26 protein-coding genes are annotated in these 23,290 nt (G+C 71.3%); 12 read left to right on the top strand and 14 right to left on the bottom strand.

Going from position 1 to position 23,290, the window contains the following annotated elements:
* The first annotated feature begins 200 nt into the window (after nt 1-200).
* Together IEY88_RS05540 and IEY88_RS05535 are read left to right on the top strand one after the other, a co-directional pair.
* Complete coding sequence (locus tag IEY88_RS05540; protein WP_229693099.1) at nt 201-1,343, top strand: MFS transporter; 1,143 nt, start codon at nt 201-203, stop codon at nt 1,341-1,343.
* Nucleotides 1,340-2,113 carry a hypothetical protein gene (locus IEY88_RS05535; RefSeq protein ID WP_189153406.1) on the top strand — a complete coding sequence of 258 codons (774 nt, stop codon included), beginning with the start codon at nt 1,340-1,342 and terminating at the stop codon, nt 2,111-2,113. The genes IEY88_RS05540 and IEY88_RS05535 overlap by 4 nt, the downstream gene beginning before the upstream one ends.
* On the opposite strand, the gene IEY88_RS05530 is transcribed toward IEY88_RS05535, so the two are convergent.
* Nucleotides 2,082-3,188, bottom strand: a complete 1,107-nt coding sequence (locus tag IEY88_RS05530; protein WP_229693098.1) for an acyl-CoA dehydrogenase family protein — start codon at nt 3,186-3,188, stop codon at nt 2,082-2,084. The genes IEY88_RS05535 and IEY88_RS05530 overlap by 32 nt on opposite strands.
* Before the next feature lie 55 nt (nt 3,189-3,243).
* Between IEY88_RS05530 and IEY88_RS05525 the strand changes: the two genes are divergently transcribed.
* Complete coding sequence (locus IEY88_RS05525; RefSeq protein ID WP_229693097.1) at nt 3,244-4,827, top strand: CoA transferase; 1,584 nt, start codon at nt 3,244-3,246, stop codon at nt 4,825-4,827.
* On the top strand, nt 4,824-6,455 hold the full coding sequence (locus IEY88_RS05520) for an AMP-binding protein (RefSeq protein ID WP_229693096.1): 1,632 nt from the start codon (nt 4,824-4,826) through the stop codon (nt 6,453-6,455). The genes IEY88_RS05525 and IEY88_RS05520 overlap by 4 nt, the downstream gene beginning before the upstream one ends.
* Here IEY88_RS05520 and IEY88_RS05515 read toward each other — a convergent pair.
* The 5 genes from IEY88_RS05515 to IEY88_RS45255 form a co-directional block, all read right to left on the bottom strand.
* Nucleotides 6,445-7,224: a metal ABC transporter substrate-binding protein gene (locus IEY88_RS05515; RefSeq protein ID WP_189153405.1), complete on the bottom strand. Its 780-nt coding sequence runs from the start codon at nt 7,222-7,224 to the stop codon at nt 6,445-6,447. The two genes, IEY88_RS05520 and IEY88_RS05515, sit on opposite strands and share 11 nt — an antisense overlap.
* Nucleotides 7,225-7,227: 3 nt before the next feature.
* On the bottom strand, nt 7,228-8,031 hold the full coding sequence (locus tag IEY88_RS05510; RefSeq protein ID WP_189153404.1) for a metal ABC transporter permease: 804 nt from the start codon (nt 8,029-8,031) through the stop codon (nt 7,228-7,230).
* The gene (locus IEY88_RS05505) at nt 8,028-8,681 is read right to left on the bottom strand and encodes an ABC transporter ATP-binding protein (protein ID WP_229693095.1); all 654 of its coding nucleotides are present in this window, start codon (nt 8,679-8,681) and stop codon (nt 8,028-8,030) included. Before IEY88_RS05505 ends, IEY88_RS05510 begins: the two co-directional genes overlap by 4 nt.
* A 222-nt stretch (nt 8,682-8,903) precedes the next feature.
* Nucleotides 8,904-9,515 (bottom strand): TetR/AcrR family transcriptional regulator, encoded by a 612-nt coding sequence (locus IEY88_RS05500; protein ID WP_189153403.1) that lies wholly within the window; start codon nt 9,513-9,515, stop codon nt 8,904-8,906.
* A 10-nt stretch (nt 9,516-9,525) separates the two neighbouring features.
* Nucleotides 9,526-10,926: a fatty acid desaturase gene (locus tag IEY88_RS45255; protein ID WP_189153402.1), complete on the bottom strand. Its 1,401-nt coding sequence runs from the start codon at nt 10,924-10,926 to the stop codon at nt 9,526-9,528.
* 135 nt (nt 10,927-11,061) lie between these two features.
* Between IEY88_RS45255 and IEY88_RS05490 the strand changes: the two genes are divergently transcribed.
* On the top strand, nt 11,062-11,733 hold the full coding sequence (locus IEY88_RS05490) for an AIM24 family protein (protein ID WP_189153401.1): 672 nt from the start codon (nt 11,062-11,064) through the stop codon (nt 11,731-11,733).
* 48 nt (nt 11,734-11,781) lie between these two features.
* Here IEY88_RS05490 and IEY88_RS05485 read toward each other — a convergent pair whose 3' ends face one another.
* Entirely contained in the window at nt 11,782-12,318 is a 537-nt protein-coding gene (locus IEY88_RS05485; RefSeq protein ID WP_229693094.1) for a phosphotransferase-like protein, read from the bottom strand.
* Between the two features lie 162 nt (nt 12,319-12,480).
* Here IEY88_RS05485 and IEY88_RS05480 point away from each other — a divergent pair, with 162 nt between their 5' ends.
* Nucleotides 12,481-13,125, top strand: coding sequence for a dihydrofolate reductase family protein (locus IEY88_RS05480; RefSeq protein WP_189153399.1), 645 nt, complete (start codon nt 12,481-12,483; stop codon nt 13,123-13,125).
* A gap of 218 nt (nt 13,126-13,343) precedes the next feature.
* Nucleotides 13,344-14,078: a D-Ala-D-Ala carboxypeptidase family metallohydrolase gene (locus tag IEY88_RS05475; protein WP_189153398.1), complete on the top strand. Its 735-nt coding sequence runs from the start codon at nt 13,344-13,346 to the stop codon at nt 14,076-14,078.
* Nucleotides 14,079-14,116: 38 nt separating this feature from the next.
* On the opposite strand, the gene IEY88_RS05470 is transcribed toward IEY88_RS05475, so the two are convergent.
* Nucleotides 14,117-14,545 carry a DUF6069 family protein gene (locus IEY88_RS05470; protein WP_189153397.1) on the bottom strand — a complete coding sequence of 143 codons (429 nt, stop codon included), beginning with the start codon at nt 14,543-14,545 and terminating at the stop codon, nt 14,117-14,119.
* A gap of 114 nt (nt 14,546-14,659) precedes the next feature.
* On the opposite strand from IEY88_RS05470, the gene IEY88_RS05465 reads away from it, so the two are divergent.
* Nucleotides 14,660-15,229, top strand: coding sequence for a TetR/AcrR family transcriptional regulator (locus tag IEY88_RS05465; protein WP_189153396.1), 570 nt, complete (start codon nt 14,660-14,662; stop codon nt 15,227-15,229).
* On the opposite strand, the gene IEY88_RS44055 is transcribed toward IEY88_RS05465, so the two are convergent.
* Together IEY88_RS44055 and IEY88_RS05455 are read right to left on the bottom strand one after the other, a co-directional pair.
* Nucleotides 15,215-17,245 (bottom strand): serine/threonine-protein kinase, encoded by a 2,031-nt coding sequence (locus IEY88_RS44055; protein WP_229693093.1) that lies wholly within the window; start codon nt 17,243-17,245, stop codon nt 15,215-15,217. The genes IEY88_RS05465 and IEY88_RS44055 overlap by 15 nt on opposite strands.
* Before the next feature lie 147 nt (nt 17,246-17,392).
* A complete protein-coding gene (locus IEY88_RS05455) occupies nt 17,393-18,088 on the bottom strand; it encodes an alpha/beta fold hydrolase (protein ID WP_189153395.1) in 696 nt (231 codons plus the stop codon).
* Between the two features lie 56 nt (nt 18,089-18,144).
* On the opposite strand from IEY88_RS05455, the gene IEY88_RS05450 reads away from it, so the two are divergent.
* The gene (locus tag IEY88_RS05450; protein ID WP_189153394.1) at nt 18,145-18,561 is read left to right on the top strand and encodes a MarR family winged helix-turn-helix transcriptional regulator; all 417 of its coding nucleotides are present in this window, start codon (nt 18,145-18,147) and stop codon (nt 18,559-18,561) included.
* Nucleotides 18,562-18,598: 37 nt separating this feature from the next.
* Nucleotides 18,599-19,777, top strand: coding sequence for a thiolase family protein (locus IEY88_RS05445; RefSeq protein WP_189153393.1), 1,179 nt, complete (start codon nt 18,599-18,601; stop codon nt 19,775-19,777).
* A gap of 4 nt (nt 19,778-19,781) precedes the next feature.
* Here IEY88_RS05445 and IEY88_RS05440 read toward each other — a convergent pair whose 3' ends face one another.
* Entirely contained in the window at nt 19,782-20,252 is a 471-nt protein-coding gene (locus IEY88_RS05440; protein ID WP_189153392.1) for a winged helix-turn-helix transcriptional regulator, read from the bottom strand.
* Nucleotides 20,253-20,335: 83 nt separating this feature from the next.
* On the opposite strand from IEY88_RS05440, the gene IEY88_RS05435 reads away from it, so the two are divergent.
* Nucleotides 20,336-20,779 carry an SRPBCC family protein gene (locus IEY88_RS05435; protein WP_189153391.1) on the top strand — a complete coding sequence of 148 codons (444 nt, stop codon included), beginning with the start codon at nt 20,336-20,338 and terminating at the stop codon, nt 20,777-20,779.
* On the opposite strand, the gene IEY88_RS05430 is transcribed toward IEY88_RS05435, so the two are convergent.
* Nucleotides 20,738-21,349: a TetR/AcrR family transcriptional regulator gene (locus IEY88_RS05430; RefSeq protein ID WP_189153390.1), complete on the bottom strand. Its 612-nt coding sequence runs from the start codon at nt 21,347-21,349 to the stop codon at nt 20,738-20,740. The genes IEY88_RS05435 and IEY88_RS05430 overlap by 42 nt on opposite strands.
* A 51-nt stretch (nt 21,350-21,400) precedes the next feature.
* On the opposite strand from IEY88_RS05430, the gene IEY88_RS05425 reads away from it, so the two are divergent.
* Nucleotides 21,401-21,616 carry a hypothetical protein gene (locus IEY88_RS05425; RefSeq protein ID WP_189153600.1) on the top strand — a complete coding sequence of 72 codons (216 nt, stop codon included), beginning with the start codon at nt 21,401-21,403 and terminating at the stop codon, nt 21,614-21,616.
* Between the two features lies 1 nt (nt 21,617).
* Here IEY88_RS05425 and IEY88_RS05420 read toward each other — a convergent pair whose 3' ends face one another.
* Nucleotides 21,618-21,896, bottom strand: coding sequence for a LuxR C-terminal-related transcriptional regulator (locus IEY88_RS05420; protein WP_189153389.1), 279 nt, complete (start codon nt 21,894-21,896; stop codon nt 21,618-21,620).
* A gap of 165 nt (nt 21,897-22,061) precedes the next feature.
* A complete protein-coding gene (locus tag IEY88_RS05415) occupies nt 22,062-23,276 on the bottom strand; it encodes an ROK family transcriptional regulator (protein WP_189153388.1) in 1,215 nt (404 codons plus the stop codon).
* Between the last annotated feature and the right edge of the window lie 14 nt (nt 23,277-23,290).

The raw sequence follows: 23,290 nt of genomic DNA, 5'->3' as shown, positions 1-23,290 counted from the left end.
GAGCCACCACCGGGCACCGGCGCAACGCTCGACACCTGGCCACGCCTGGAACGGCTGCGCCGCCTGCACAACGCGGCGCTCGTGCTCTGGAACGCCATGATCGTGGCGCCCGTGCTGGCCGCGTTCTGGGACTACTGGGCGAGCCTGGTCTGATCAAGACTTGCCGGAACTCCCCAGCCCTGCCATCCGACCACTGAGGCGTGAGGACCGTCGTGACCGCGGTGTCCACGGCCGCGATGGCCGTGTCGATGCTGCAGCTGTTCGTGCTGGGAGCGTTGGGTCCGGTGCTGGTCTCCGAGCTCGGGGTGACCGAGTGGCAGCTCGGCGGCCTGGTGGCGGCCGGGTTCGGGGTGGCGACGCTGCTGTCGTTGCCCGCCGGGTCGCTGGTCGACCGGGTGGGGCCGCACCGCAGCCTGATCGGGTTGTTCGTGGTGAGCGCGGTGGCGTTGACGGTGCTGGCGGTCGCCGGATCGGCCTGGTGGATCGCGGTGGGAGTGGCGCTCGGTGGCATCCCGCAGGCGCTGGCGAACCCGGCGACGAACAAGGTGGTCCTGGCCTCCGTCGCACCGGAGCACCGCGGGTCGGTGACCGGGTGGAAGCAGTCCGGGGTGCAGCTCGGCGCGTTCGTGGCGGGTGTCCCGCTCGCGTCCGCGGCGGCGGTGGTCGACTGGCGCTGGGGTGTCGGGGTGCTGGCGGTGTTGTGCCTGGCCGGGGCGGCTGCGACCGCGCGGCTCACGGTGCCCGCGCCGCCGGTCAAGAGCGGTTCTGGTGACGGCGTCGGTGATCGCGTGCGCGCGTTGGCGGCGTTCTCGCTGGCGCTCGGGTTCGGGCTGGCTTCGGTGAACACGTTCTTCGCCCTGTACGGCGTGGCGCGGCTCGACCTGTCCGCGCCGGTGGCCGCCTGGCTGATCGCGGTCATGGGCCTGGTCGGCATCGCGGGCCGGGTGTGGTGGAGCGGGGCGGCGGGCAGGGCGGACGATCCCGCCGCGGTACTGCCGTGGCTGGGACTGGGTGCCGTCGTCTCGGTAGCGGTGGTGGCACTCGCGGACGGAGCCCACTGGCTGGTGTGGTTCGGCGCCGCGGGGATCGGGATGTTCGCGGTGGCGGGCAACGCGGTGTCGATGGTCGCGGTGATGCGGGCGGTGCCGCAGAAGCTCGCCGGACGGGCGGCGGCGGTGGCGTCGGCCGGGTTCTTCGGAGGGTTCGCCGTGGGGCCGCCGGTGACCGGACTGGTGGTGAGCCAGGCCGGCTACGCCTGGTCGTGGGTCGCGGTCGGTGCGGCGTTCGCCGTGGCGGCCGGAATCGCGTTCCTGGTCACGCGGCGCACGGCGGTGACGGTGTGAGCGACTGGGCACACGACCTGGTGCGCCGGATGTGCGAGCACGTCGACGAGGCCGAAGCCGAAGCGGGACAACGGTTTCCGCTCTACCTGCACGAAGGGCGCTGGAAGACCTCCGCACGCGGGTCGTGGACCGGGGGGTTCTGGGCCGGTCTGCTGACGTTGCGCCGGCTCGCCACCGGAGTAGGCGACGTCGAAGCGGTGCGGGACCGGTTGGACGTGTGGGCGGACGCGGACACGGTGCTGCGGGGCATGATCTTCTGGTACAGCAGCGGCGCGGAGCGGTTAGGCCTCATCGCGCCACGCTCGAGCACCGCGGAGGTGGCGGACAGCCTCGCGCGCGACTTCGATCCGGGCCTCGGCGCGATCCCGTGGGGTACCGCGCTCGCCCTCGACGGCCCTGCCGTCCGCGCGGACGGTGCCGCAGGAGTCGTGCCCCTGCTGGAGGCCCACGGCCACCACGACATCGCCCGCCGGCACCGAGACGCGCACCGGAGCCTCACCCCCGACTGGCCGCGGGGCAAGGCCTGGCTGATACTCACCGATCCCGGCAAGGATTGGACAACGTCCACTGAGGACAGTTCTGCCGTCGCGATCGCCGCCGTCGCGTTGCTGAAGGCTGGCCGGCGGGACGAGGGCGCACGACTTCTCCGCACCTTGCCGCAAGGCGCGGAGTACGACGGCAAGGCCGGCCTGAAGGTCGTGTGGGGCGACTTCTTCACGTTCCTCGGCGCGGCCATGGTCACCGGGCTGGTGGCGCCTGACGTCTGGTGAGCAGCCGTCGCCCGGTAGTGGTGACGTGCAGTTCGTCCGCGCCGTCGAGGATGCGGGCGGACCGTGCCACCCGCAGCAGCCGGGGCAGACCCGTTGCGGCGGTGAGCCCTTCCGCCCCGTAGACCTGGATCGCGGCGTCGACAGCGGTGTGCAACGCACGTGCGGCAGCGACCTTCGCGAGACTCACCTCCACCGGCGCACGTTCACCCGCGGCGACCAGTGCTGCCGCCTCGCGGGCCAGCAACCGCGCTGACCGCACCTCCAGCTCGGCCTCGAAAGCCAGCCGCTGCACCAGTTGGCGGTCGGCCAGCGCTCCGTCGCCCACCACGCGCGACACGGCACGGTCCGCGAGCAGGTCGAGGCATCGTTGCGCCTGGCCGATCCACCGCAACGCCCGCAGGGTCCGTCCCAGCGCGAGACGTTCACCGGCCAGCCGCATGCCGCGCCCCTGCTCCCCCACCAGGTGTGTCGGCGGCACCCGAACCGCGTCGAACGAGATCTCGTGCTGCCCGCCCGCACCGAGGACGTCCAGTTCCCGTTCGACCCGGAACCCGCCCGCGGGCACGGCGACGACCGAGAAGGCGTCACCGGTGCGTGCCACGACCAGCACCAGATCCGCCCGAGCCGCGCCGCTGGTGAACCACTTGCGGCCCGAGACGGTCCACCAGCCGTCCGCGCGCCGTTCGGCGGTGGTCCGCAGGCCGGACGGGTCGGAGCCCGCGACGCCGGGTTCGGTCATCGCGTAGCTCACGTGCACCCGGCCGGCCACCAGGTCGGTCAGCACGGCGTCCCGCAGTTCGGGGTGGGCATGCGCGGCGAGCATCCGCACGTTCAGCAGGCTGGACGAGCCGACGACGTCCGGCCCGTGGTCGCTGCGCCCCTCGTCCTCGGCCACCGCGAAGTAGTCGGCCAGGGATTGGCTTCCCCCGCCCAGTTCGGCCGGGAGCGGCCGAGCCCAGAGTCCGGCGTCGCGCGCGAGCTTGCGCAGCTCGAGGCCGCCGCCCGCGTCGAGTTCGGACTCTGCGGGGATGACGACCTCGTCCACGAACTGGCGCAACCGACTGTCACCTGTCACATACACATCACATCATCGTGGGAACCCAGATGGCTCTGCGTCCGACCTTTGGGTCATGACGGAAGCCACAGCAGTGCAAGCCTCGGTCCTGGAGGGCGCGATCGCGTCGGTCTCGGGCACGAGCGCGGCGGCACGCCTGATGCGCGCCCATCTCCACGCGTTGGGAGCGGAGGTCCGCGACGGTTCCACGCAGAACGCCGCCGGGGCGGTGGTCACCCTGCGCAGTGGTGACCGGCACGAGGTGATCGTCGACTGGGCCGGACCGGTGACCGTCCCGGGTCTGCGCGACGAGGCGACCGTCCAGGCCGCGTGCGGCGTGATGCACGTGCACGGCAGGCGTTCCGGCTCACCTCGTGGCATCGGGGTCGACTACTGCGGCACGGCGGCGGGCGTGCTCGGGATGACCGGGTTGCTGGCGGCGATCCTGCGCGGCGAACCCCGCGTCCGGACCAGCGTGGCCGAAGCCGCCCTGCTGACGATCTCGCAGTACCTGGCCGCCGCGGGGGCGGACGAGGCAGAGGCGGTCGACCTGCGGCCCGGTGGCCCGCCCTTCGTCAGCGCGGACTGGGTGCGGTTCGAGGTCGAGGCGCTGGTGCCCGAGGTCTGGGCGGCGTTCTGGACCGGCCTCGGCACCGACAGCACGGCGATCCGCGGCGGCTGGAAGCCCTACCAGTTCCGGTATGCGACGGCGACCGCCCCGGTCCCCGGGGAACTCCACGCCGCGACCCGGACCGCCACGTTCACCCGGATCACCGAGGTCGCCGCTGCCAGTGGGGCGAGCGTCTGCACGTTGCACTCCCCGATCGACCCCATCGCCTCACCGTGGTGCATCCGTCCCACCGAAGGCCTGGCCACCCGCACGAACGGCACGGACCTCGTGGTGTTCGAGGCAGGCCGGCGGATCCAGGCCCCGATGGCCGCGCACCTGCTGGGCCTGCTCGGAGCCACGGTGATCCGCGTCGAACCACCAGGCGGCGATCCCCTGCGCGGCATGCCACCGATGTGTCAGGACACCTCGGCACGCTGGCTGGCTCTCAACCGCGGCAAGGGCTCCGTCGAGGTCGACCTCAAGGACCCGGCCCACCGGCAACGGCTCCGCGGCCAGCTCACGAACGCGGACGTGTTCCTGCACAACTGGGCGCCGGGCAACGCCGAGAAGTGGCGGCTCGCGGCACCCGACCTGCCGGACGGCGTCGTCTACGCCTACACCTCCGGCTGGGGCGGCGGAGACCTGCCGGACGTCCCGCTCGGCACCGATTTCATGGTCCAGGCGCGTACCGGGCTGGCCGAGCTCGTCCGTCCGTCCGATGAGGACCCGGCGCCGTCGCTGATGACCCTGGTCGACGTGCTGGGCGGTCTGATCGGCGCCGAGGCCGTGCTCGCCGGTGTGCTCACCCGAAACCTGACCGGCCGCGGAGTCGCCGTCGAGAGCAGCCTGCTCGGCGCCGCGAGCGCGTTGCTCGCCGGCACGACCGGCCGTCCCGCTCCCGGATTCCGCGTCCCCGTCGACGGCCGCGTCGACGGTGTGGACGTGGTCACCGATCTCGCGGCCCTGCCGGGTGATCCCCGCTTCGCCGCCGTTCTGGGCCGCGACGACCGCGGCTGTCCCGCACTCGTCTCTCCGTGGAGGTTCCAGTGACCCTTGCCGCAACGCCCGTCGTGAAGCACCTGGCCGACTTGGTGCCCTACGAGGTCCGGCGCGGCTGGGCCGCGAACGGCCTCTACCGCGACCGCGATCTGCACTCGCTGTTCAGAGAGCACGTGCTCGCTGGTCCTGGCCGCACAGCGATCGTCGACGCGGACGGGGACGTCAGTTACGCCGAGCTGGATTCGATGGCGCGGTCGCTCGCAGTGGGTCTTGCGGGCATGGGCGTGGAGCAGGGCGATGTCGTAGGCATCCAGTTGCCGAACGGCAGGCTTGCTTGTGCGTTCGACCTCGCGATCGCCGCGCTGGGCGCGATCTCCCTGCCGTACCCGGTGGGTCGTGGCGATCGAGAAGCCGCGAGCCTGCTCAGCCGTTCCGGCGCGGTCGCCGTGGTGACCACGACGTTCTACGGCGACTACCCCTGCGCCCAGCGCACCCGCGCGCTGGCGGGCGAACTGCCCGAACTGCGGACCGTCATCGCGGCGGGTGACGGTCCGGTGCCGGCGGGCTGTGTTCCGGTGTCGGCGTTGCTGGCCGCCGACCCGGCCCGGTTCTCCCCCGCCTCACCCGACCCCGACGGGCCGGCGCGGATCCTGGTCACCTCCGGTTCGGAGGCGGCGCCGAAGATGGTGCTGTACTCCCACAACGCGCTGGTCGGCGGCCGCGGGCGGTTCATCGGCGAACTGATGGGGAGCAACCCGGAGCTGCGCAACTACGTGATGGTGCCGCTCGCATCGTCCTACGGCAGCAACGGAACGTCGGTCACGCTCGCGGTGCACGGCGGCACTTTGGTGCTGATGCCCAAGTTCGACGTCACAGCGGCGTTGGCGATGATCGAACGCGCCCGGCCGACGCACGTGCTGGCGGTGCCCACGATGCTGCGGATGATCATCGACAGCCCCGAGCTGGGGCAGTTCGACACCTCCAGCCTGCGGGTGGTCGCATTGGGAGGTGCCGCCCTAGACGCCACGACCGCCGCACGCGTCCGCGAAACCCTCGGCTGCACGGTGGTCAACGTCTACGGCTCGGCCGACGGCGTCAACTGCCACACCGCACTGAACGACCCGCCCAGCCGCGCCGACACCGCAGGGCGCCCCAACCCCTCCGTGGCCCGGCTGCGGATCGTGGACGACTCCCTGCGCGACGTCCCGCCCGGCGACGTCGGTGAGATCGTCTCGCTCGGCCCGATGTCCCCCCTCTGCTACGTCGGCGCACCGGAACTGAACGAGCGCTACCGCACTCCTGACGGCTGGGTCCGCACCGGCGACCTCGGCCGCATCGACGCGGACGGCTACCTGCACGTGGTCGGCCGGCGCAAGGACGTGATCATCCGAGGTGGCATGAACATCAGCCCGGCAGAGGTCGAAGCCCTGCTGTCCACACACCCCGCGGTGCGGGACGTGGTGTGCGTGCCGGTGCCGGACGACGTGCTCGGCGAACGACTGTGCGCCTGCGTCGTGGCCGATCCGGCACCGACGCTGCACGACCTGACCGCGCACCTGGCGGCGCAGGGCCTGGAGCCGCGCAAGTTCCCCGAACGCCTGGTCGTGGTCGACGCGCTCCCGCTCGGCGCGGCGGGCAAGGTCGACCGCCGCGCCGTGCAGGAACTGGTCAGCCCTTGAGCACCTTGGTGATCTCCTCGGCGTTGGTCTTGAAGACGCCGAGGAGGTCGAGGTCCGCACCGGGGTAGTTCACGATCTTGACCTGCTTCGCGGACGAGCCGGGCAGCACGGTGCCGGTGGACATGTGCACGTTGTCGAACACCAGGTCCGGCTGCTTGCCCGACAGCTCGGCCAGCTGCGCCGGGGTGACCGGCTGCGGGCCGAACGTGCCGACGACCTCGGCGCCGGTGATCCCGGCCATGTAGGCGACGAACGCCTGGCTGACCACCTTCGGCGCCTTGCCGCCGGCGAAAGCGCCACTCACCTGCGTCTTGACGTCAGCGAGCGTGGTGTCGAACTTCTTCAGCCACTCCTCGGCGGCCGGCGTCGTGCCGAGAAGGCCTCCCAGGCGCAGCACCTCGGCACGCACTACCTCCGGCGCGTTCTCGAGCTTGAGCATCTCGACCTTGGCGGAACCGCCCGCGGCTTCCTTCAGCTTGGGCGCGAACCCCTCGAACTCCGCGTACAGCACCAGATCCGCGCCGGCGACCGCGGCGAGGTCGGACGGCTTGGGGTCGTAGTCGGCCGCGTGCGCCACGGTCGCCGGAACGACGACCTTCACGTCCGTCGCGCCCGCGGCCTTCGCCAGCGCGGCCTCCCACGCCGTGGCCGCGACGACCTTCTTGCCCGCCGGGGCGTTCGAGGACCCGTTCGGCGCCGCGGGCTGCGCACCGCCACCGCAGGCGGTCAGCGCGAACACCGCGCCGAGCACGACGAGCTTGATCTTCACTGGTCAGGTTCTCCTCATCGGTAGCAGCTGGGCGAGCAGGGCGATCACGCCCGCCAGCAGAACGAGCACCGGACCAGGTGGCTGGTCCAGCACGAGTGCGAGCATCAGGCCGCCGACGGCGACCACGAGCCCGATGCCGATGGACGCGACGACCATGCCGGTCAGGCCGCGTCCGATGCGCCGCGCGGCCAGTGCGGGCAACAACGTCAGCGCGTCCACGAGCAACGCGCCGGTCAGCTTGATCGCCCCGGCGATCGACACCGCGATCACCACGAGCAACGCCATCGTCAACGGACCGGTGCGCACGCCGGAGCAGGCGGCGAGCTCCCGGTCGTGCAGCAACAACGACAGATCCCTGCGACGCCACCAGAACAGCGCCGGGATCGCGACCGCCAGCACGCCGAGCACTGCGAGATCAACCGGCCTGGTGGACAGGATCGAGCCCCACAGCAACTCGAACGCCCCGTTGGCGTTCACGCCGGAGATCGACAGCACCAGCAACGCCACGGCGATCGCGAGGCTCATCAACAGGCCCATCGCACCGGACAAACCCGCGGAGGTCGTGGCGAACGGCGCGAGCCCACCGCCTGCCAACGCACACAGCACAAGCGCCCACAGCAAGGGGTCCGTGCCGGTGAGCAGGCCGATGGCGCTGCCGAGCAACGCCACGTGCATGATCGCGAACCGGACGGGATAGATGTCGAGGCCGACGATCAGCACCCCGACCGGCGGCAACGCGATCGCACCGAGCAGCAGGCCGAAACCCGCGCGCTGCACCGGAACCAGCGCGAGCAACTCCGCGATCACGCGACGTCCCGCAACCGTCCGGCGGCCATCTCGACGACTTTGTCGCACGCCTCGGCGACCGCACGGTCGTGGGTGGCCACGAGCAGGGTGACCGGCAGTTCGGTGAGCACCGCTGCCGCTTCCTCCTGCCCTACGAAGTCCAGTGCGGCAGTGGGTTCGTCGGCCAGCAACATCCCGGCACCCGCCGCGACAGCACCCACCGCCCGTGCGAGCCACGCCCGTTGTGCCTGGCCGCCGGACAGCGTGTGCACCCCGCGCGACTCCAGTCCCTCTAGCCCCAGCCGCGCGGCCGCCTCCCGTGCCGCCACACCGTCACCACTGCTGTCGAGGAGTTCGCCCAGCAGCAGGGGAAACCGGCCGGTCGACCGCAGCTGCGGAATCCACGCCACCTCGGTGCGCCGCTTGCGCCACTGCGCCGCCGACACCGCCCGCTCGCCACCGACCTCGACCACTCCGTCGGCGACGGGCTGAAACCCCAGCACCGCGCGCAGCAGCGTCGACTTGCCGGAGCCGTTGGTACCGATCAGCGCGACCCGCAGGCCGGCGGGTACGTCAAGATCCACGGAGTGGACGGCGGGATGCCTGCCGTAGCGGCAGTGCACTCCCTTGAGCAGCAGAGACAACGCAGTCACGTGCCACAGGTCGTTCACCCGGCCGGGGTAGTTCCCGGCAATCTCAGCCGACTTCCCCGGCTCCCTGATCCGGCTCCCTGATGCGGCAGCTCACGTAATTGTGTCGCAACGGCCGAACATCGGGGAACCGACCGGGGATCGATGCCGGCAGGGCTTCAGCCAGTTCGGAGCGCGGAACCGCACTGTTTACACGACGAGCCGGTCCGCCACTGTGTCGAGCACGCTCACCAGTGGTGTTCGTCAGCTGAAGCGCAGCGGTTTGCGCGCGGGCTCCTCCAGCACACGTGACGCCAGCCACGCCAGGCCGTCCGCGGTGCCGGCCGGGGTGCCCGCCGGCTGGACGACGTGACTGAGGACGGTCCTCGTCATGAGGTCGATCAGCACCTCGACCTGCTCGCCCGTCAGGCCCGTCCGGTAGGACTCGACGCGTGCCGCGAGCATCGCCTTGATCTCGACGAGCAGCGTTTCGGCCTGGGTCGTGAGCAGGGGCACCAGCTCGGTGTCGGCGCCGTGCGTCGCGGAGGCGATCGCGCGGACCAGCAGGTTGCCGCGGGCGAGTTCGAGGACGTCGCGGACGGCGTCGTGGATCGCCTCGACGAGGTCGTCCGCGTGGCGGTCGAAGGCGGCGCTGATGGCGGTGAGGAACCGGCCGAGCTCGTGCGCCAGCATCGCGTCCGCGAGGGAGTTCTTCGAGCCGACCTCGTTGTAGACGGTCTGCCTGCTGACGCCGGCCTGCTCTGCGAGCCGCGTCATGGTGACCGCGGCCCAGCCGTCGCGGGCGGTCATCTCGATGGCCGCCTCGACGATCGGCTGCCGGCGGCCCGAGGCCGCTGCCGGAGATGTCCCACCCATGCGCCTGATCCTAGGCCGATGTCACGCGGCCCGGCGCGACGAAGTCGATCTTCTCGCGCACCCCGCAGTCCGGGCAGCACCACGAGTCAGGGATGGCGGCCCACGGCGTTCCGGCGGGGAAGCCCTCGCGCGGGTCGCCCGTCGTCTCGTCGTAGACGTACCCGCAGCCGGGGCACATGCCGCCCGCGGTCGCGTCGCCACGGCTGTCGGCGACGACGTCGGAGCCCGAGTCGGTGCCGCCGTAGCGGGCGAGCACCTTCGCGCGCTTGCCGGGCTGGATGTTGGCGCGTCCGATGTCACCGCCGAAGTGCCCCTGCACCCGCGGGTCCATCACGCGGCGCCACAACGGTGGCACCAGGGCCAGCAAGATCATGCCCGCGTACCCGGTGGGCAGCACCGGCGACTCGGCGAAGTCGCGCAGCGTCTGGTAGCGCCGGGTCGGGTTGGCGTGGTGGTCGCTGTGCCGCTGCAGGTGGTAGAGCAGGACGTTCGTGGCGATGTTGTTGGAGTTCCAGCTGTGGCTGGGATCGACCCGCTCGTAGCGGCGGCGGCCCGGCGCCCCGACCATCTGCCGCAGCATCCCGTAGTGCTCCATGTAGTTCACGACCTCCAGCAGCGAGAAGCCGATCACCGCCTGGATCAGCAGGTACGGCACGATGCCGACGCCGAGCCACGCGATCAGCGCCGCCCACAGCACCGCCGACATCAGCCACGCGTTGAGCACGTCGTTGCCCGGCCGGTATGGGTGCCGGTCGCGCCGCGCGTACCGCTTGCGCTCGAGCCGCCACGCCGACTTCACCGAGCCGAGGACGGTGCGCGGCCAGAACCGGTAGAAGCTCTCCCCCACCCTGCTGCTCGCCGGGTCCTCCGGGGTCGCGACCCGCACGTGGTGGCCACGGTTGTGCTCGATGTAGAAGTGGCCGTAGAAGCTCTGCGCCAGCGCGATCTTCGACAGCCAGCGCTCGTGGCTCTCCTTCTTGTGCCCCAGTTCGTGCGCGGTGTTGATGCCGATGCCGCCGATGCACCCGATCGACACCGCGAGCCCGATCTTGTCCACAACGGACAGATCACCGCGCGCGATCAGCCAGAACGCCACCACGAACCCGACGTACTGGATCGGCAGGAACAGGTAGGTGATCCAGCGGTAGTAGCGGTCGTTCTCCAGCCGCTCGATGACGTCGTCGGGCGGGTTGCTCCGGTCGAGCCCGGCGACGAGGTCGATCGCCGGGACGATCAGCAGCACCACGATCGGGCCGATCCAGAACCACACGCCCCAGCCCGTCGCCGCGTGCATCCCGATCGCCAGGAACGCCAGGGACGGCACGACCAGTCCCAGCAGCCACAGGTACCGCTTGCCGTCCGTCCACCGCTCGGTTGAGCCGACGGGCACCGTTGCCTTCATGTCGCTCATGCCACGCTCCTCTGGAGGTTGACAGAACGGTAGGACACGTAAAGCTGATTTGACAATAGGCGGATGTTTGTAAAGCCCTGGCCGCGATCTCACCCCACCGGTGCACGAACCCAAGATCACCTGCATCATCTGGGCATGCGCAGCTCACTGTTCAACCACCAGGAACGGTCCGTCGAGCCGGGAAGCTTCCAACTGCAGAACGAACGCATGCTGAAGGTGGACCTCACCGGCAGCGGCGGGTTCTTCTTCGCCAAGCAGGGGTCGATGGTCGCCTACCAGGGCGACGTCGACTTCGCCTACGAGGGCGCCGGCGGCATCGGCAAGCTGTTCAAGAAGGCCTTCACCGGTGAAGGCATGTCGCTGATGAAGGTGTCGGGCAGCGGGGACGTGTTCCTCGCCCAGGACGCCGACGATATCTTCGTGCTGTACCTGGAGAACGAGTCCGTCACCGTCAACGGCCGCAACGTGCTCGCGTTCGACAGCACGCTCCAGTGGGACATCAACCGCACCGAGGGCGCCTCGATGCTCAGCGGCGGCCTGTTCAACACGACGTTCACGGGCACCGGCGCTCTGGCCGTCACCGCCTACGGGACGCCGGTCGTGCTGAACGTGGACGTGCCGACGTTCGTCGACATGCAGTCCGCGGTCCTGTGGTCGACCTCGCTGCAGTCGTCGGTCCGCAAGACGGCCAAGATGGGCGCCATGATCGGGCGCGGGTCGGGCGAGGCGTACCAGCTCGCGTTGCAGGGCAACGGCATCGTGGTCGTGCAGGCGTCGGAAGGGCACCCGGTGCCGACCGCGCAGTGACGCCCGCCGAACCGTCCGGGCGGCCTTCGCCCGGACGGTTCTCCGTCCTCAGCGGACCAGCCGGTGCCGGCCAGCGGCGAGCACGCGCCGGACCTCGGCCGCCGTCTGCTCCGCGTCGAGACCCCCGCTGTCGACCACGTGCCCTTCGAGGTCGCCGAGGTCCGCGAACGCGGTGTGCAGGCCGGTGATCGCCTCGACGTTCTTCAACTCGTCGCCTACGCGTTCCCGCGCTCGCGCCAGCGTGATGTCCAGGTTCGGCCTGAGCACGACGTACGACACCGCGAACTCGTCCGCCAGCGCACAGAACGGCGGCAGGAACCACGGCCCCACGATGCCGTCGACCACGACGTCGTACCCGCCGCGCGCGAACGTCGCGGCCGTTGCCACGATCGCGTCGACGACGACCTCGTTCTGCCCGTGCGCCTCCGGCAGGAACGGCAGCACGAAACCCGTGCGGATCGAGCGGTAGAACTGGTCGGTCACGAGGTGCACCGTCGGCACGTCGGCACCAGTGGCGAGAAGCCCGGCCACCGACGTCTTCCCCGCCGCGGGCGGCCCGGTCAGGATGATCACTTGGCCAGTCACGGCCCGGAAGGTAGCGACGGCCCGGCCGGACGGACAAGTCCTGTGTTCGCGGCGCGGCAGGACGCCGTAAATCGACCGCAGGAGCATGATCCTCCCGCCGGGACCGATGAGTTCGCACGGCCACCGCGGTCCACCTCTCGACCAAGAGTGGAAGGAAGCTCCATGACCCAGCTGGTGAAGGTGCAGAACTTCGTCGTGTCCCAGGACGGGTTCGGCGCCGGTGAGGACCAGACCCTCGAGAGGCCGTTCGGGCACGCCGACCCCGGCGCCCTGTTCGCGTGGGCGGGCGCCACGGCGAGCTGGCCCAACCGCACCGACCCCGGCGGCACGCGCGGGCTCGACGACTACCTGACCCGCGACTTCGCGCACAACATCGGCGCGGAGATCATGGGCGCCAACAAGTTCAGCCCGCACCGCGGCCCTTGGGAGAACCACGACTGGCAGGGCTGGTGGGGTGACGAACCGCCGTTCCACACGCCGGTCTTCGTCCTGACCCACCACGAACGGCCGTCGTTCACCCTCTCCGACACGACGTTCCACTTCGTGAACGGCGCCCCGGCGGACGTCCTGCGGCGCGCGAAGGAGGCCGCGCGGGGCAAGGACGTGCGGATCGGCGGCGGCGCCACCACGATCCGGTCGTTCCTCGACGCCGATCTCATCGACACGATGCACGTCGCGGTGTCGCCGGTGGAACTCGGGCACGGGGTGCCGTTGTGGAAGTCGCCCGACGAGCTGCTCGACCGGTTCTACGCCGATGTCGTGCCCAGTTCGAGCGGCGTGACCCACCACCTGTTCTGGCGGAAGTGACAGCGGAGGAGGGCTGACGTCCGTCTGGTGGACGGACAGCACCGGGTTGGCGAAGGTGATCTTTTTCGGTCTCGCCGCGGTCAGCTCTCCAGTTCGAACCCGGCCGCCATCCAGGTGGTTTCCCTGCGCCCAACCAGGAGCGGAGTTGGTTGGTCGTTGACAGACGCGGCGGGACCTCGACACGCTGCACCTCCCTGTGATCGAAAGGTGCGCCTGTCATGAAACTCCGTTTCGTCTTACCGGTGCTGGCCCTGCTGTCCGGCATCGTCACCGCCGCTCCTGCCGCGGCGCAGGCGGATCCCTCGGCGGCGGACGCCTGCTACACGTGGGGCCGCACGCTCTCCCAGGGGGCGTCGGGCGAGGACGTGCGCCAGCTGCAGATCCGGGTCGCGGGTTACCCGGGCTACGGCGCGGTGCTCGGGCTCGACGGGCAGTTCGGGGCCGGCACGAAGGCCGCGGTGACCCGGTTCCAGCAGGCCTACGGTCTCGGGGCCGACGGCATCGCCGGGCCCGCGACGTTCGCGAAGATCTACGCGTTGCAGGACAACGACTGCACGCCGGTCAACTTCACCTACGACGAGCTGAACAACTGCAACTCGGACTGGTCGGGCGGCAACGTGTCGGCGGCGACCGCTCGTGCCAACGCCCTGGTGTCGATGTGGAAGCTGCAGGCCATGCGGCACGCCATGGGCGACCGGCCGATCGACGTCAACGGCGGCTTCCGCAGCGTGTCGTGCAACAACGCCGTCGGCGGCGCGGCCGGCAGCCGGCACCTCTACGGCGACGCCGTCGACCTGGGCGCCGGTCCGCAGGGCTTCTGCGCGCTCGCGAAGCAGGCGCGCAACCACGGTTTCAACGAGATCCTCGGTCCGGGCTACACCGGGCACAACGACCACGTGCACGTCGCCCACAAGTCGTCGCGCTTCTGGTCCGCGCCGAGCTGCGGCATCTGAGGTGCTGACCGCGTCGGGGGCGGCGGCCCCCGACGCGGTCAGCGGGCTTCGAGCGGCAGCACGCGGGCCAGCACGGGCACCGTGGCCGCGGCGACGACGGTGTGCATCGCGATCAGCGCGAGCGAGTTCACGAGGCTGGCGCCTCCCGCGAGAATGCCCAGGTCCGGGATCCACGAGAGCACGACGACGACGGGCACCAGGACGCGCAGCACGCGCCGGGGGTCGCGGGCGAAGCGGCGCACGAGGTACCAGCCGAGCGTGCCGAGCGCGATGCCGATCACCGTGGCCGGCGCGTACTCCGCCACGGCCAGCCCCATGCGTTCGGTGCCGTCCGGGATGAACCTGCCCGCCACCAGCGCGATCAGCGCGTTGACCGCGATCGAGATCACCGCGGCGCCCAGCAGGCCGACGACGACCTCCGCGGTCGTGGGCGCGAGAGCTCCGGTGCGAGCGGTGGCGTCGGCCATGAGCCCCGTCCTTCGATAGACTTGAATGCAAGCGGTCACTTGCAATCCAACGTAGCCATCCCGGCGCGTTCATGCAAGTGTCCACTTGCATCAGCGTCCGTTCGGGGAGGGTGAGTGGCCAGCCGGGTGACCGACCAGGCGGTGTACGACGCGGCGCTGGAGGTGATCGCCGAGCAGGGGTACGAACGCGCGACCACCCGCGCGATCGCCGACGCCGCCGGGATCAACGAGGCGACGCTGTTCCGCCGGTTCGTCTCGAAGGAGAACCTGCTGCGGCAGGCCGTCCGCGGCAACTTCGCGGGGTTCTCGCTCGACCTCGACGCGCCGGGCGACGACGTGGCAGCGGACCTGCTCACGATCGTGGGCTACTACTCGTCGCTCTACGAGAGGCGCGGCGGCGTGGTGCTGACCCTCATGCGGGAGGCCAAGTTCAGCCCGGAGGTGGCCGCCGTGCTGGCCGAACCGGAGTCGCTGCTGGAGAAGGTCGACGCCGTCATCCTGCACCACCAACGACGCGGCGCCCTCGTCGTCGAACCGCCGCGGCACACGTTCTTCGCCCTCATCGGACCGGTGATGATGCGCGCCCTCGCCCGCCGCGTCGACCGGCGGGCCACCCAGGCACCCGCCGATCCCGAGGCCGTCGTGCGGCGGTTCCTCGACGGGCACCGTTCATTGGAACGCTGACAGGATCTGGTGGTTCCACCACAGGTCGAGCTTGTCGAGGACATCGACGTCACCGGGCTTCTTCAGCGCGCCGATCGTGAGGGTCTTGGTGTCGACCCACCAGACCTGCGCGTTGCCGTCGGCCAGGAAGCACGTGGTGAACTCCCCCTCCAGCGGGCCGGAGACGTTGCGGTAGTAGAGCGCGTAGTGGATCGGGTCGGACTTGGGCCGGCAGCCACCGCGCTCGTCCATCCGCGGGATGCCCCTGCTCGTCACCAGCGCCTTGAAGTACGCGTCCTGGGCCGGGCGGTCGGCGAAGAGCCGGAACTCGGCCTCGGCCGGTGGCGGGAAGCCGAGCCCGTCGGGCTTCGCGCCGGTGCAGCGGACCGCCGCCACCACGCCGTTGTCCGGGGCGGCGGGCGCGCACGGCGGGCCGGTGCGGAAGACCTCCGGGAGCGCGGCGACCAGCTTGTCGTACTCCGGTGACCGCGTCGTGGTGGTGACCTTCGAGGCGGACGTGGTGGTCGTCGTCGTGGTGCTGGTCGGGGTGGTCGGGGTGCTGCTCGTCGTGCCGGAGCCGATGATCTTGCCGCCGTTTCCGATGATCACGATCGGGGTGGCGATGCCTGCCACGACCGCCAGGATTCCGGCGGCGATGGCGATCCGCTTGGCCCGTGAGGGCTGGACGCGGGTGGGCGGGTGCGGGTGGGGGCCGGTGGCGGCGGGGTGGAAGGCGGGCGGGGGGCCGTGCCGGGGTGTGGGTGAGGGCCCGTACTGGGGTGCGGGTCGCTGGGGGAGCTGCGCTGAGGTGGGTGCGGCGGGGCGTGGCCGGCTTCCCAGTGGGGTGACCGGCGGGGGCGGGCCGGCGGGGGATGCGGGCTGGCCGCCCGGTGGGGTTCCGGGCGGGGTCGCGGGTCCGAACAGCGCTGCGGGCTGGCCGCCTGGTGGGGTAGCAGGCGGGGTCGCGGGTCCGAACAGCGCCGCGGGCTGGCCGCCTGGTGGGGTGGCGGGCTGGGCCGCGGGCGAGACCACACCGCCTGGTGGAATGCCGGGCTGAGCCGCGGCCTGTCCTGCGGACGGGGTCGGCGGCTGTCCAGCGGGCGGGGTCGAGAGCGGAGCGGCGAGCGGGGCCCCGCTCGGAGTCGCGAGCGGGGTCGACGCCAGTCCAGCAGGCGGGGTCGAGAGCGGAGCAGGCATCGGCGCCGCCGCCAGTCCCGCGGGCGAGACCAGCGCCTGGGCCGCCGCCCGTGCCAACTCGCCCGCCGTGGCGTACCGGCCGGCCGGGTCCTTGGCCATGCCCTTGGCGATGACCTCGTCCAGCGCCGCCGGCACCGCCGGGTTCAGCGGCGAGGCCTTGGGCGGTGCCTCCTTCATGTGCGCCCAGATCTGGGCGGCGGTGCCGTCCGCCGTGAAGGGGCGGCAGCCCGACAGGCACGCGAACAGGACGCCGGCCAGGGCGTAGATGTCGGCGCGGCCGTCGACCGGGCCGCTCTCGAAGCGTTCCGGGGCCATGTAGTCGAGGGTGCCGACCACCGAGCCGGAGGCGGTGAGGCTGGTCGCGGCCGGGGAGACGCTGCGGGCGATGCCGAAGTCCACGAGGTACACGAAGTCGCTCGGGGTCACGAGGACGTTGGACGGCTTCACGTCGCGGTGGACGAGGCCGTCGGCGTGCGCGGCGTCGAGGGCGCTCGCCACCTGGTCGACGATGGCGACGGCCCGCGCCGGTGCGATGGTGCCCTCGCGGATCACGTCCGACAGGTCGGCGCCCTCGACGAGGCGCATGTCGAGGTAGAGGCGGCCGTCGATCTCGCCGTAGGCGTGGATGGGGATGACGTGCGGTTCGCGCAGCCGGGCGACGATCTGCGCCTCGCGGCGGAAGCGGGCCCGGTAGTCCTCGTCGTCGTGGTAGCCGGGCGAGAGCCTCTTGAGCGCAACGGACCTGTCGTGCGCCATGTCGTAGGCCCGGTGCACCTCGCCCATCCCGCCGCGACCGAGCAACTGCTCGATCCGGTACGGCCCGAACGTCTCTTCCGTCATCGTCCTCGTGTTCCCGAGCGCCTTGTCCGTTCGAGTCGACGCGCGCCGACCGCCCCGGGTTCCGCCGGGCAGCCTACGTCGGACGTCGCTCGCACGTGATCGACACGGTCAGCTCGGAGCGCTCCGCGACCTCGACGGCCTCGGGCGTCACGTCCCCGGCATGACAGAGGTCATCGCCGCGACCAACTCGTCGGGCGTCTCGACCTGTGGCAGGTGCCCGGTGCGCGGCAACAGGGTGAACGTCGCCGACGGGATCGCGGCCGCGAAAGCCTTGCCGTAGGCGGGATCCACGATCCGGTCGCTCTCACCCCACAGCACGTGCACCGGGATCGTCACCCCGGCGAGCCGGCCGAGGAGCGTGGGGTCCGACATGGACGGTCCGGCGTACCCGACGAGCGCCCGCACGTCCGGGCTCGGCCCCGCACCGGTCGGCGGCACCGGCAGCTTCGAGGGGTCGTGGAACGAGAACGAGCGGATCTCGGCGACGCTCAGGCCGCGCACGTCGGTCATGGGGTGGCCGTCGACCTCGACGCCGATCCCGTTGACGATCATGGCGCCGCTGACCCGCGGGCTCGCGAGCAACGCGATCTCGGCCGCCAGCCAGCCGCCGAACGAGTTGCCGACCACCACCACGTCCGTGAGGTCCGACGAGTCCAGCATCTCGACGTAGTACCGCGCCAGCTCGCGGACGCCGGTCAGCCCGGCGGGCTTCGGGGTGCCGCCGAACCCGGGATGGACGGGCGCGAGCACCTGGGTGCCGGTGCGTTCGGCCAGCAGCGTGGCGAACGAGGTCATCGTGGGGGCGCCGCCGCCACCGTGCAGCAGGAGATGAGTTCGGGTCATATAAACAACCTTAGGTAAGTATGCTTATATAAGCAAGGTTGATTACACTGCAACCTGTGAACCACCGCCCCGCCGACGTCGCGCTCGCCGTGAAGCGCCTGCAACACCGCCACCACCGGGCACTGACCCGCGCACTGGCCCCGCTCGGGCTGTCGCTCGCGCAGTGGGACACCCTGCGCCACCTGCACCGGCAGCCGGACGCGTCACTGCACGACCTCGCGGTGCTGACGTTCCAGACCGACCAGTCGTTCGGCTCGCTGGCGGTGCGCATGGCCGAACGCGGGCTCGTCGAACGGGTTCCGGGTCCCGGACGGGCCGTGCGCCATCGCCTCACCGAGGAAGGCGCCCGGCTGCGGGCCGAGGGACAGGGCCTCGCCGACCAGGTGATCGAGTCGTCGTTCAGCGGGCTGTCGGCCGCGCAGCTGGACCAGCTGGGCGACCTGCTGGAGGTCGCGCTCGGCAGCGACCTCTGACTTGGCTTGACCATAGTCAGGGTCTATCGTGCTGGCTATGTCCTCACATAGCCAGCACGCAGTCCTCGTCGATGCCGTCCGCACTCCGCTGGCCAAGGGCAAGCCCGGCGGCGCGTACTCCGAGATCCACCCCGTCGACCTGCACAGCGCCGTTCTCGCCGCACTCGTCGACCGCACCGGCATCGATCCCGCCGTGGTCGACGACGTGATCAGCGGTGCGGTCGGGCAGGTCGGCGAGCAGTCGGGCAACACCGCCCGCTGGGCCGCGCTCGCCGCCGGGTTCCCGGAGTCGGTGCCCGGTGTCACGGTCGACCGGCAGTGCGGGTCGAGCCAGCAGGCGCTGCACTTCGCGGCGCAGGGCGTGCTGGCCGGCGCCTACGACGTCGTGATCGCGTCCGGGGTCGAGTCGATGAGCCGGATCCCGATCGGTTCGCAGACGCTGGGCAAGGACTTCCTCGGCTCCAAGGTGGGCGCGCGTTATCCCGGCGGGCTGGTGCCGCAGGGCATCAGTGCCGAACTGATCGCGCACCGCTGGAACCTCTCGCGCGCGCAACTCGACGAGTTCTCCGCCGAGTCCCACCAGCGCGCCGCGACGGCGTGGAAGAACGGCTTCTTCGACTCGCAGATCGTGCGGGTCAACGACCTCGCCGTCGACGAGACGATCCGCCCGGACACCACCCCGGAGACCCTCGCAGGGCTGCGGCCCGCGTTCCGCGACGAACACTGGGAGCGGCGGTTTCCGGAGCTCGACTGGCGCATCACCGCGGGCAACAGCTCGCCGGTCAACGACGGCGCCGCGGCCGTCCTGGTCACGAGCGAGCAGGCCGCCGCACGCCTCGGGCTGACGCCGCGCGCTCGCATCCACTCGTTCGCCGTCGTCGGGGACGACCCGCTGCTGATGCTCACCGGCATCATCCCCGCCACGCACAAGGTGCTCGCCCGCGCCGGGCTGAGCGTCCACGACATCGACGTGTTCGAGGTCAACGAGGCGTTCGCGCCCGTCGTGCTCGCGTGGCAGGCCGAAACGGGCGCCGATCTCGCCAAGGTCAACGTCAACGGTGGTGCCCTCGCGATCGGTCACCCGCTCGGCGGCTCCGGCGCGCGGCTGATGACCACGCTGCTCGGCAACCTGGAGCAGACCGGTGGCCGGTTCGGGCTGCAGGTCATGTGCGAGGCGGGCGGGCTCGCGAACGCGACCGTCATCGAGAGGCTCTGACGCCTCAGCGGTTGATCCGCACCGCCAGGCCTTCCGGTTCCAGCGAGGCCGTGCCGGGCGGGGCGACGAGCACGCGGACCGGTTCGCCGGTCTCGGCGGACACGATCCGCAGCGGACCGCCGCCGGGCTGCAGGTACGCGTCGCCCCACTGCATCAGCGCGACGACCACCGGGAGCAGTGCGCGGCCCTTCTCGGTGAGGACGTACTCGTACCGCGTGCGCGCTCCGGGTTCCTGGTACGGCCGCTTCTCCAGCAGGCCGGCCTCGACGAGTTCCTTGAGACGCTTGGCGGCGACCGCCTCGGTGATGCCCACGCGGCGCACGAAGCCGTCGAACCGGGTCGTGCCGTAGAAGGCCTCGCGCAGCAGCAACATCGCCGACTTCGTGCCGACGACGTCCAACGCCTTCGCGATCGAGCACCCCTCCGGCTGCCACTGGTCCAGCGCGGCCAGTGGCCCGTTCATCCGCATGGCCATGGCGGCAGACTACTCCTGACTTGCGTCGAGCAAACCCAGCCTGCGGTCATGCGCGGATCGGCCCCGGATGCTTGGCTGGAGGCGTGCCGAGGAGAAGCGTTTCCGTCACCACCACCGTGCCCGCGCCCGCCGAGCGGATCTTCGACCTGCTGGCCGACCCGGCGAAGCACCCGCTGATCGACGGTTCCGGCTCCGTGCTCGCGCCGCGGCCGGACGCGCCGGACCGGCTCACGCTCGGCACCGCGTTCGGCATGGACATGAGGATCGGCCTGGCGTACCGGATCGAGAACACCGTCGTGGAGTTCGAGGAGAACCGGCTGATCGCCTGGCGCCACTTCAACGGGCACCGCTGGAGGTGGCGGCTCACGCCGCTCGGCGACGGCACCACCGAGGTGACCGAGACGTTCGACTGGTCGACCGCGCGCGTCCCGCTGCTGCTCGACCTCTCCCCCGTGCCGCGGCGCAACAAGGCCTCGATGCGACGCTCACTGGAGCGGTTGACCGCCCTGTTCGGCACCGCCGCCTGACGTCAGGGCGGCCTCCAGGACGTGGGCGAGGATCGCGCTGGGATCGCCGGCCGGGGCGACCGACTGGCGCAGCGCCAGCCCGATGCCCAGCGCGCCGAGCATCACGACCAGTTGTGGCAGTGGCAGGGTGGGCGTGATCCGCAGCCGCTCGGCGTGTTCGGCCAGCACGTCGACCACCCGGTCGTCGTGCCGCGCCTGGAGGGCGGCGATCCGCGCGGTGATCTCGGGTTGCTGTGCCGTCGCGGCGAGCACCTCGGCGGCTGCCTTGGGCCACGAATCGTCCGGCGTGCCACTCAGGACCGCGATCACGTCGTCACGGCAGGTGGTCCGCTCGAGCGCGGCACGCAGGCCCTGGAGGTGGAGGTCCGCGTCGGCCTCGACGATCGCCAGCCACAGCCCTTCCTTGCCGCCGAAGTGCTTGTAGACGGCGCCACGCGTGTAACCGGCCTCAGCGGCGATGTCCTCGACCGTCGCCTTGAGGAAACCCTGCCGCAGGAACACCTCGCGTCCGGACCGCAGCAGGTGCTCGTGGGTCTGCGCCTGCTGTTCTGCGCGCGTCAGCCTGGCCATTTCAGTAACACCGCGTTTCTGGAAACACAGTGTCACTGTACAGTCGGGCTCATGGCCGGTGTCCTGGCGTTCCTGAGCGTGCCGCTCACCCTCGCGGCGTTCACCTGGTACGCCCTGCGAGCGCGCCGCACCGGCAGCGGGCAGTCGCTGATGGCACCGTTCGAGGAGATCTGGGATCCCGTCTCCCACCGGACGAACATCGAGATCCAGGCCGAGGCCGAGCGCACGCCCGAGACGCCCTCGCCAGGAGATCCGCTGCGCCTCTGAACTACTCCCCCGACGCGCGCGGCGGGGCGACCGTGAGCCACTCCAGCTCCGCGGCGAGCGCGCCCAGCTGGAAGCGCGACTGCACGCCGAGCAGCGTCTGCAGGCGGGCGATGCGCCGGTTCAGCGTGCGGAGGCTGACGTCCAGCTCCCGGGCGATCGCGCGGTCGGTCGCCCCGGTGCGCATGAGCTGCAGCAGGTGTTGGGTCGCCGTCGTCGGCTCGTTGCGCGTCCACCCAACGGGGCGCGCGGCCACCACCGATGTCATGGGGGTCACAGTCATAGGGCGACGGTATGCCGGACTATTGGCGACTGTCAATCAAAAGTCGGTTCAGTTGCTGTCAAATGGCAGGCATCTTCAGGTTGAACGTCGCCGTTACTCCGGAGTTTTCGGGCATGCGAAGAGCGCGCCACGGCGGAACCCCGGCGCGCCCAGGGATCAAGTGATCTAGGTGGCGTGCGAGGAGAGCTGCAACTCGGCCGCGGCGGCGACCTCGCCCAGCCGCGCGTCGAGCACCTCCGGCGACAGCACGTGCCGCACCACCATTGCCGCCGCACCCAGGGCACCGGCGGTCACCCCGGCGCCCGACGCGACGATGCGGAGGTTCTCCGTGGCCAGCGGCAGCGAGCGGCGGTAGATCGACTCGCGCACGCCCGCCAGCAGCATTTCGCCCGCCTCGGCCAGGAGGCCGCCGATGACCACGAGCGACGGGTTGAACATGCTCACGCACCCCGCGAGCACCTCGCCGATGTCGCGGCCAGCCTGCCGCACGACGCGGCCCGCCTCGAGGTTGCCGGCCCGCACCAGGTTCACCACGTCGGCCGTCGAGTGCGCGGGATGGCCCAGGTCGCGGAGCTTCGCCGCCAGCGCGGGGCCGGCGGCCACGGCTTCGAGGCACTCGGTGTTGCCACAACGGCAGAGCGCCGAACCGCCGTCGGGCACGCGGATGTGCCCCAGGTCGCCCGCCGCGCCCGCCGCGCCGCGGTGCAGGACGCCGTTGCTGATCAGACCCGCGCCGATGCCGGTCGCCGCCTTCACCACGATCATGTGCGCCACGTCCGGGTGCGAGGCGGTGTGCTCGCCCAGGGCCATCAGGTTGACCTCGTTGTCCACGAGGACCGGCACGGCGAACTCCGCCTCGATCGCCGCCGGGACGTCGAACCCGTCCCAGCCCGGCATGATCGGCGGGTTGTTCGGGCGGCCGGTGGAGTGCTCCACCGGGCCCGGCAGGCCGATGCCGACGCCCGCGATCGCCGCGGGGCCGACAGTCTGCAGCAACGAGCGCCAGGTCGTGACCAGGAGCGGGAGTATCGCCGCCGGCCCGTCGGCCACGTCGATCTCCACCTGCTCGACCGCGAGCAGCCGGCAGGACAGGTCGGAGATCGCGACGGTGGCGTGGGTGGCGCCCACCTCGGCCGCGAGCACCAGGTGGGCGGTCGGGTTGAAGCCGAACCTGCCCGCCGGGCGCCCGCCCGTCGACTCCCCCGTACCGCTGTCGCTCACCAGGCCGGCGGCCACCAGGAGATCAAGCCGCGCGCGCACCGTCGACCGGGCGAGGCCCGTCGCGGCCACGATCTCCGCTCGGGTGCGCGGGCTGCCGTCCATCAGCATGCGCAGCACTGCTGCAGGCGAACCCGCCTCGACACCCAAGGTGCTCTCCATCGAACAATTGTCAC

It is taken from the genome of Lentzea pudingi, from assembly GCF_014646255.1.
Classification (GTDB): domain Bacteria; phylum Actinomycetota; class Actinomycetes; order Mycobacteriales; family Pseudonocardiaceae; genus Lentzea; species Lentzea pudingi.
The sequence above is the reverse complement of the archived record's forward strand: the minus strand, read 5'-3'. Positions and strand labels throughout refer to the sequence as shown.

Coding starts and splice junctions, on each gene's coding strand:
- IEY88_RS05445 (WP_189153393.1), top strand. CDS start 18,599: ATGTCCTCACATAGCCAGCACGCAGTCCTCGTCGATGCCGTCCGCACT.
- IEY88_RS05440 (WP_189153392.1), bottom strand. CDS start 20,252: ATGGCCATGCGGATGAACGGGCCACTGGCCGCGCTGGACCAGTGGCAG.
- IEY88_RS05475 (WP_189153398.1), top strand. CDS start 13,344: ATGAAACTCCGTTTCGTCTTACCGGTGCTGGCCCTGCTGTCCGGCATC.
- IEY88_RS05455 (WP_189153395.1), bottom strand. CDS start 18,088: ATGACCCGAACTCATCTCCTGCTGCACGGTGGCGGCGGCGCCCCCACG.
- IEY88_RS05490 (WP_189153401.1), top strand. CDS start 11,062: ATGCGCAGCTCACTGTTCAACCACCAGGAACGGTCCGTCGAGCCGGGA.
- IEY88_RS44055 (WP_229693093.1), bottom strand. CDS start 17,245: ATGACGGAAGAGACGTTCGGGCCGTACCGGATCGAGCAGTTGCTCGGT.
- IEY88_RS05525 (WP_229693097.1), top strand. CDS start 3,244: ATGACGGAAGCCACAGCAGTGCAAGCCTCGGTCCTGGAGGGCGCGATC.
- IEY88_RS05500 (WP_189153403.1), bottom strand. CDS start 9,515: ATGGGTGGGACATCTCCGGCAGCGGCCTCGGGCCGCCGGCAGCCGATC.
- IEY88_RS05420 (WP_189153389.1), bottom strand. CDS start 21,896: ATGACTGTGACCCCCATGACATCGGTGGTGGCCGCGCGCCCCGTTGGG.
- IEY88_RS05430 (WP_189153390.1), bottom strand. CDS start 21,349: ATGGCCAGGCTGACGCGCGCAGAACAGCAGGCGCAGACCCACGAGCAC.
- IEY88_RS05470 (WP_189153397.1), bottom strand. CDS start 14,545: ATGGCCGACGCCACCGCTCGCACCGGAGCTCTCGCGCCCACGACCGCG.
- IEY88_RS05415 (WP_189153388.1), bottom strand. CDS start 23,276: ATGGAGAGCACCTTGGGTGTCGAGGCGGGTTCGCCTGCAGCAGTGCTG.
- IEY88_RS05480 (WP_189153399.1), top strand. CDS start 12,481: ATGACCCAGCTGGTGAAGGTGCAGAACTTCGTCGTGTCCCAGGACGGG.
- IEY88_RS05425 (WP_189153600.1), top strand. CDS start 21,401: ATGGCCGGTGTCCTGGCGTTCCTGAGCGTGCCGCTCACCCTCGCGGCG.
- IEY88_RS45255 (WP_189153402.1), bottom strand. CDS start 10,926: ATGAGCGACATGAAGGCAACGGTGCCCGTCGGCTCAACCGAGCGGTGG.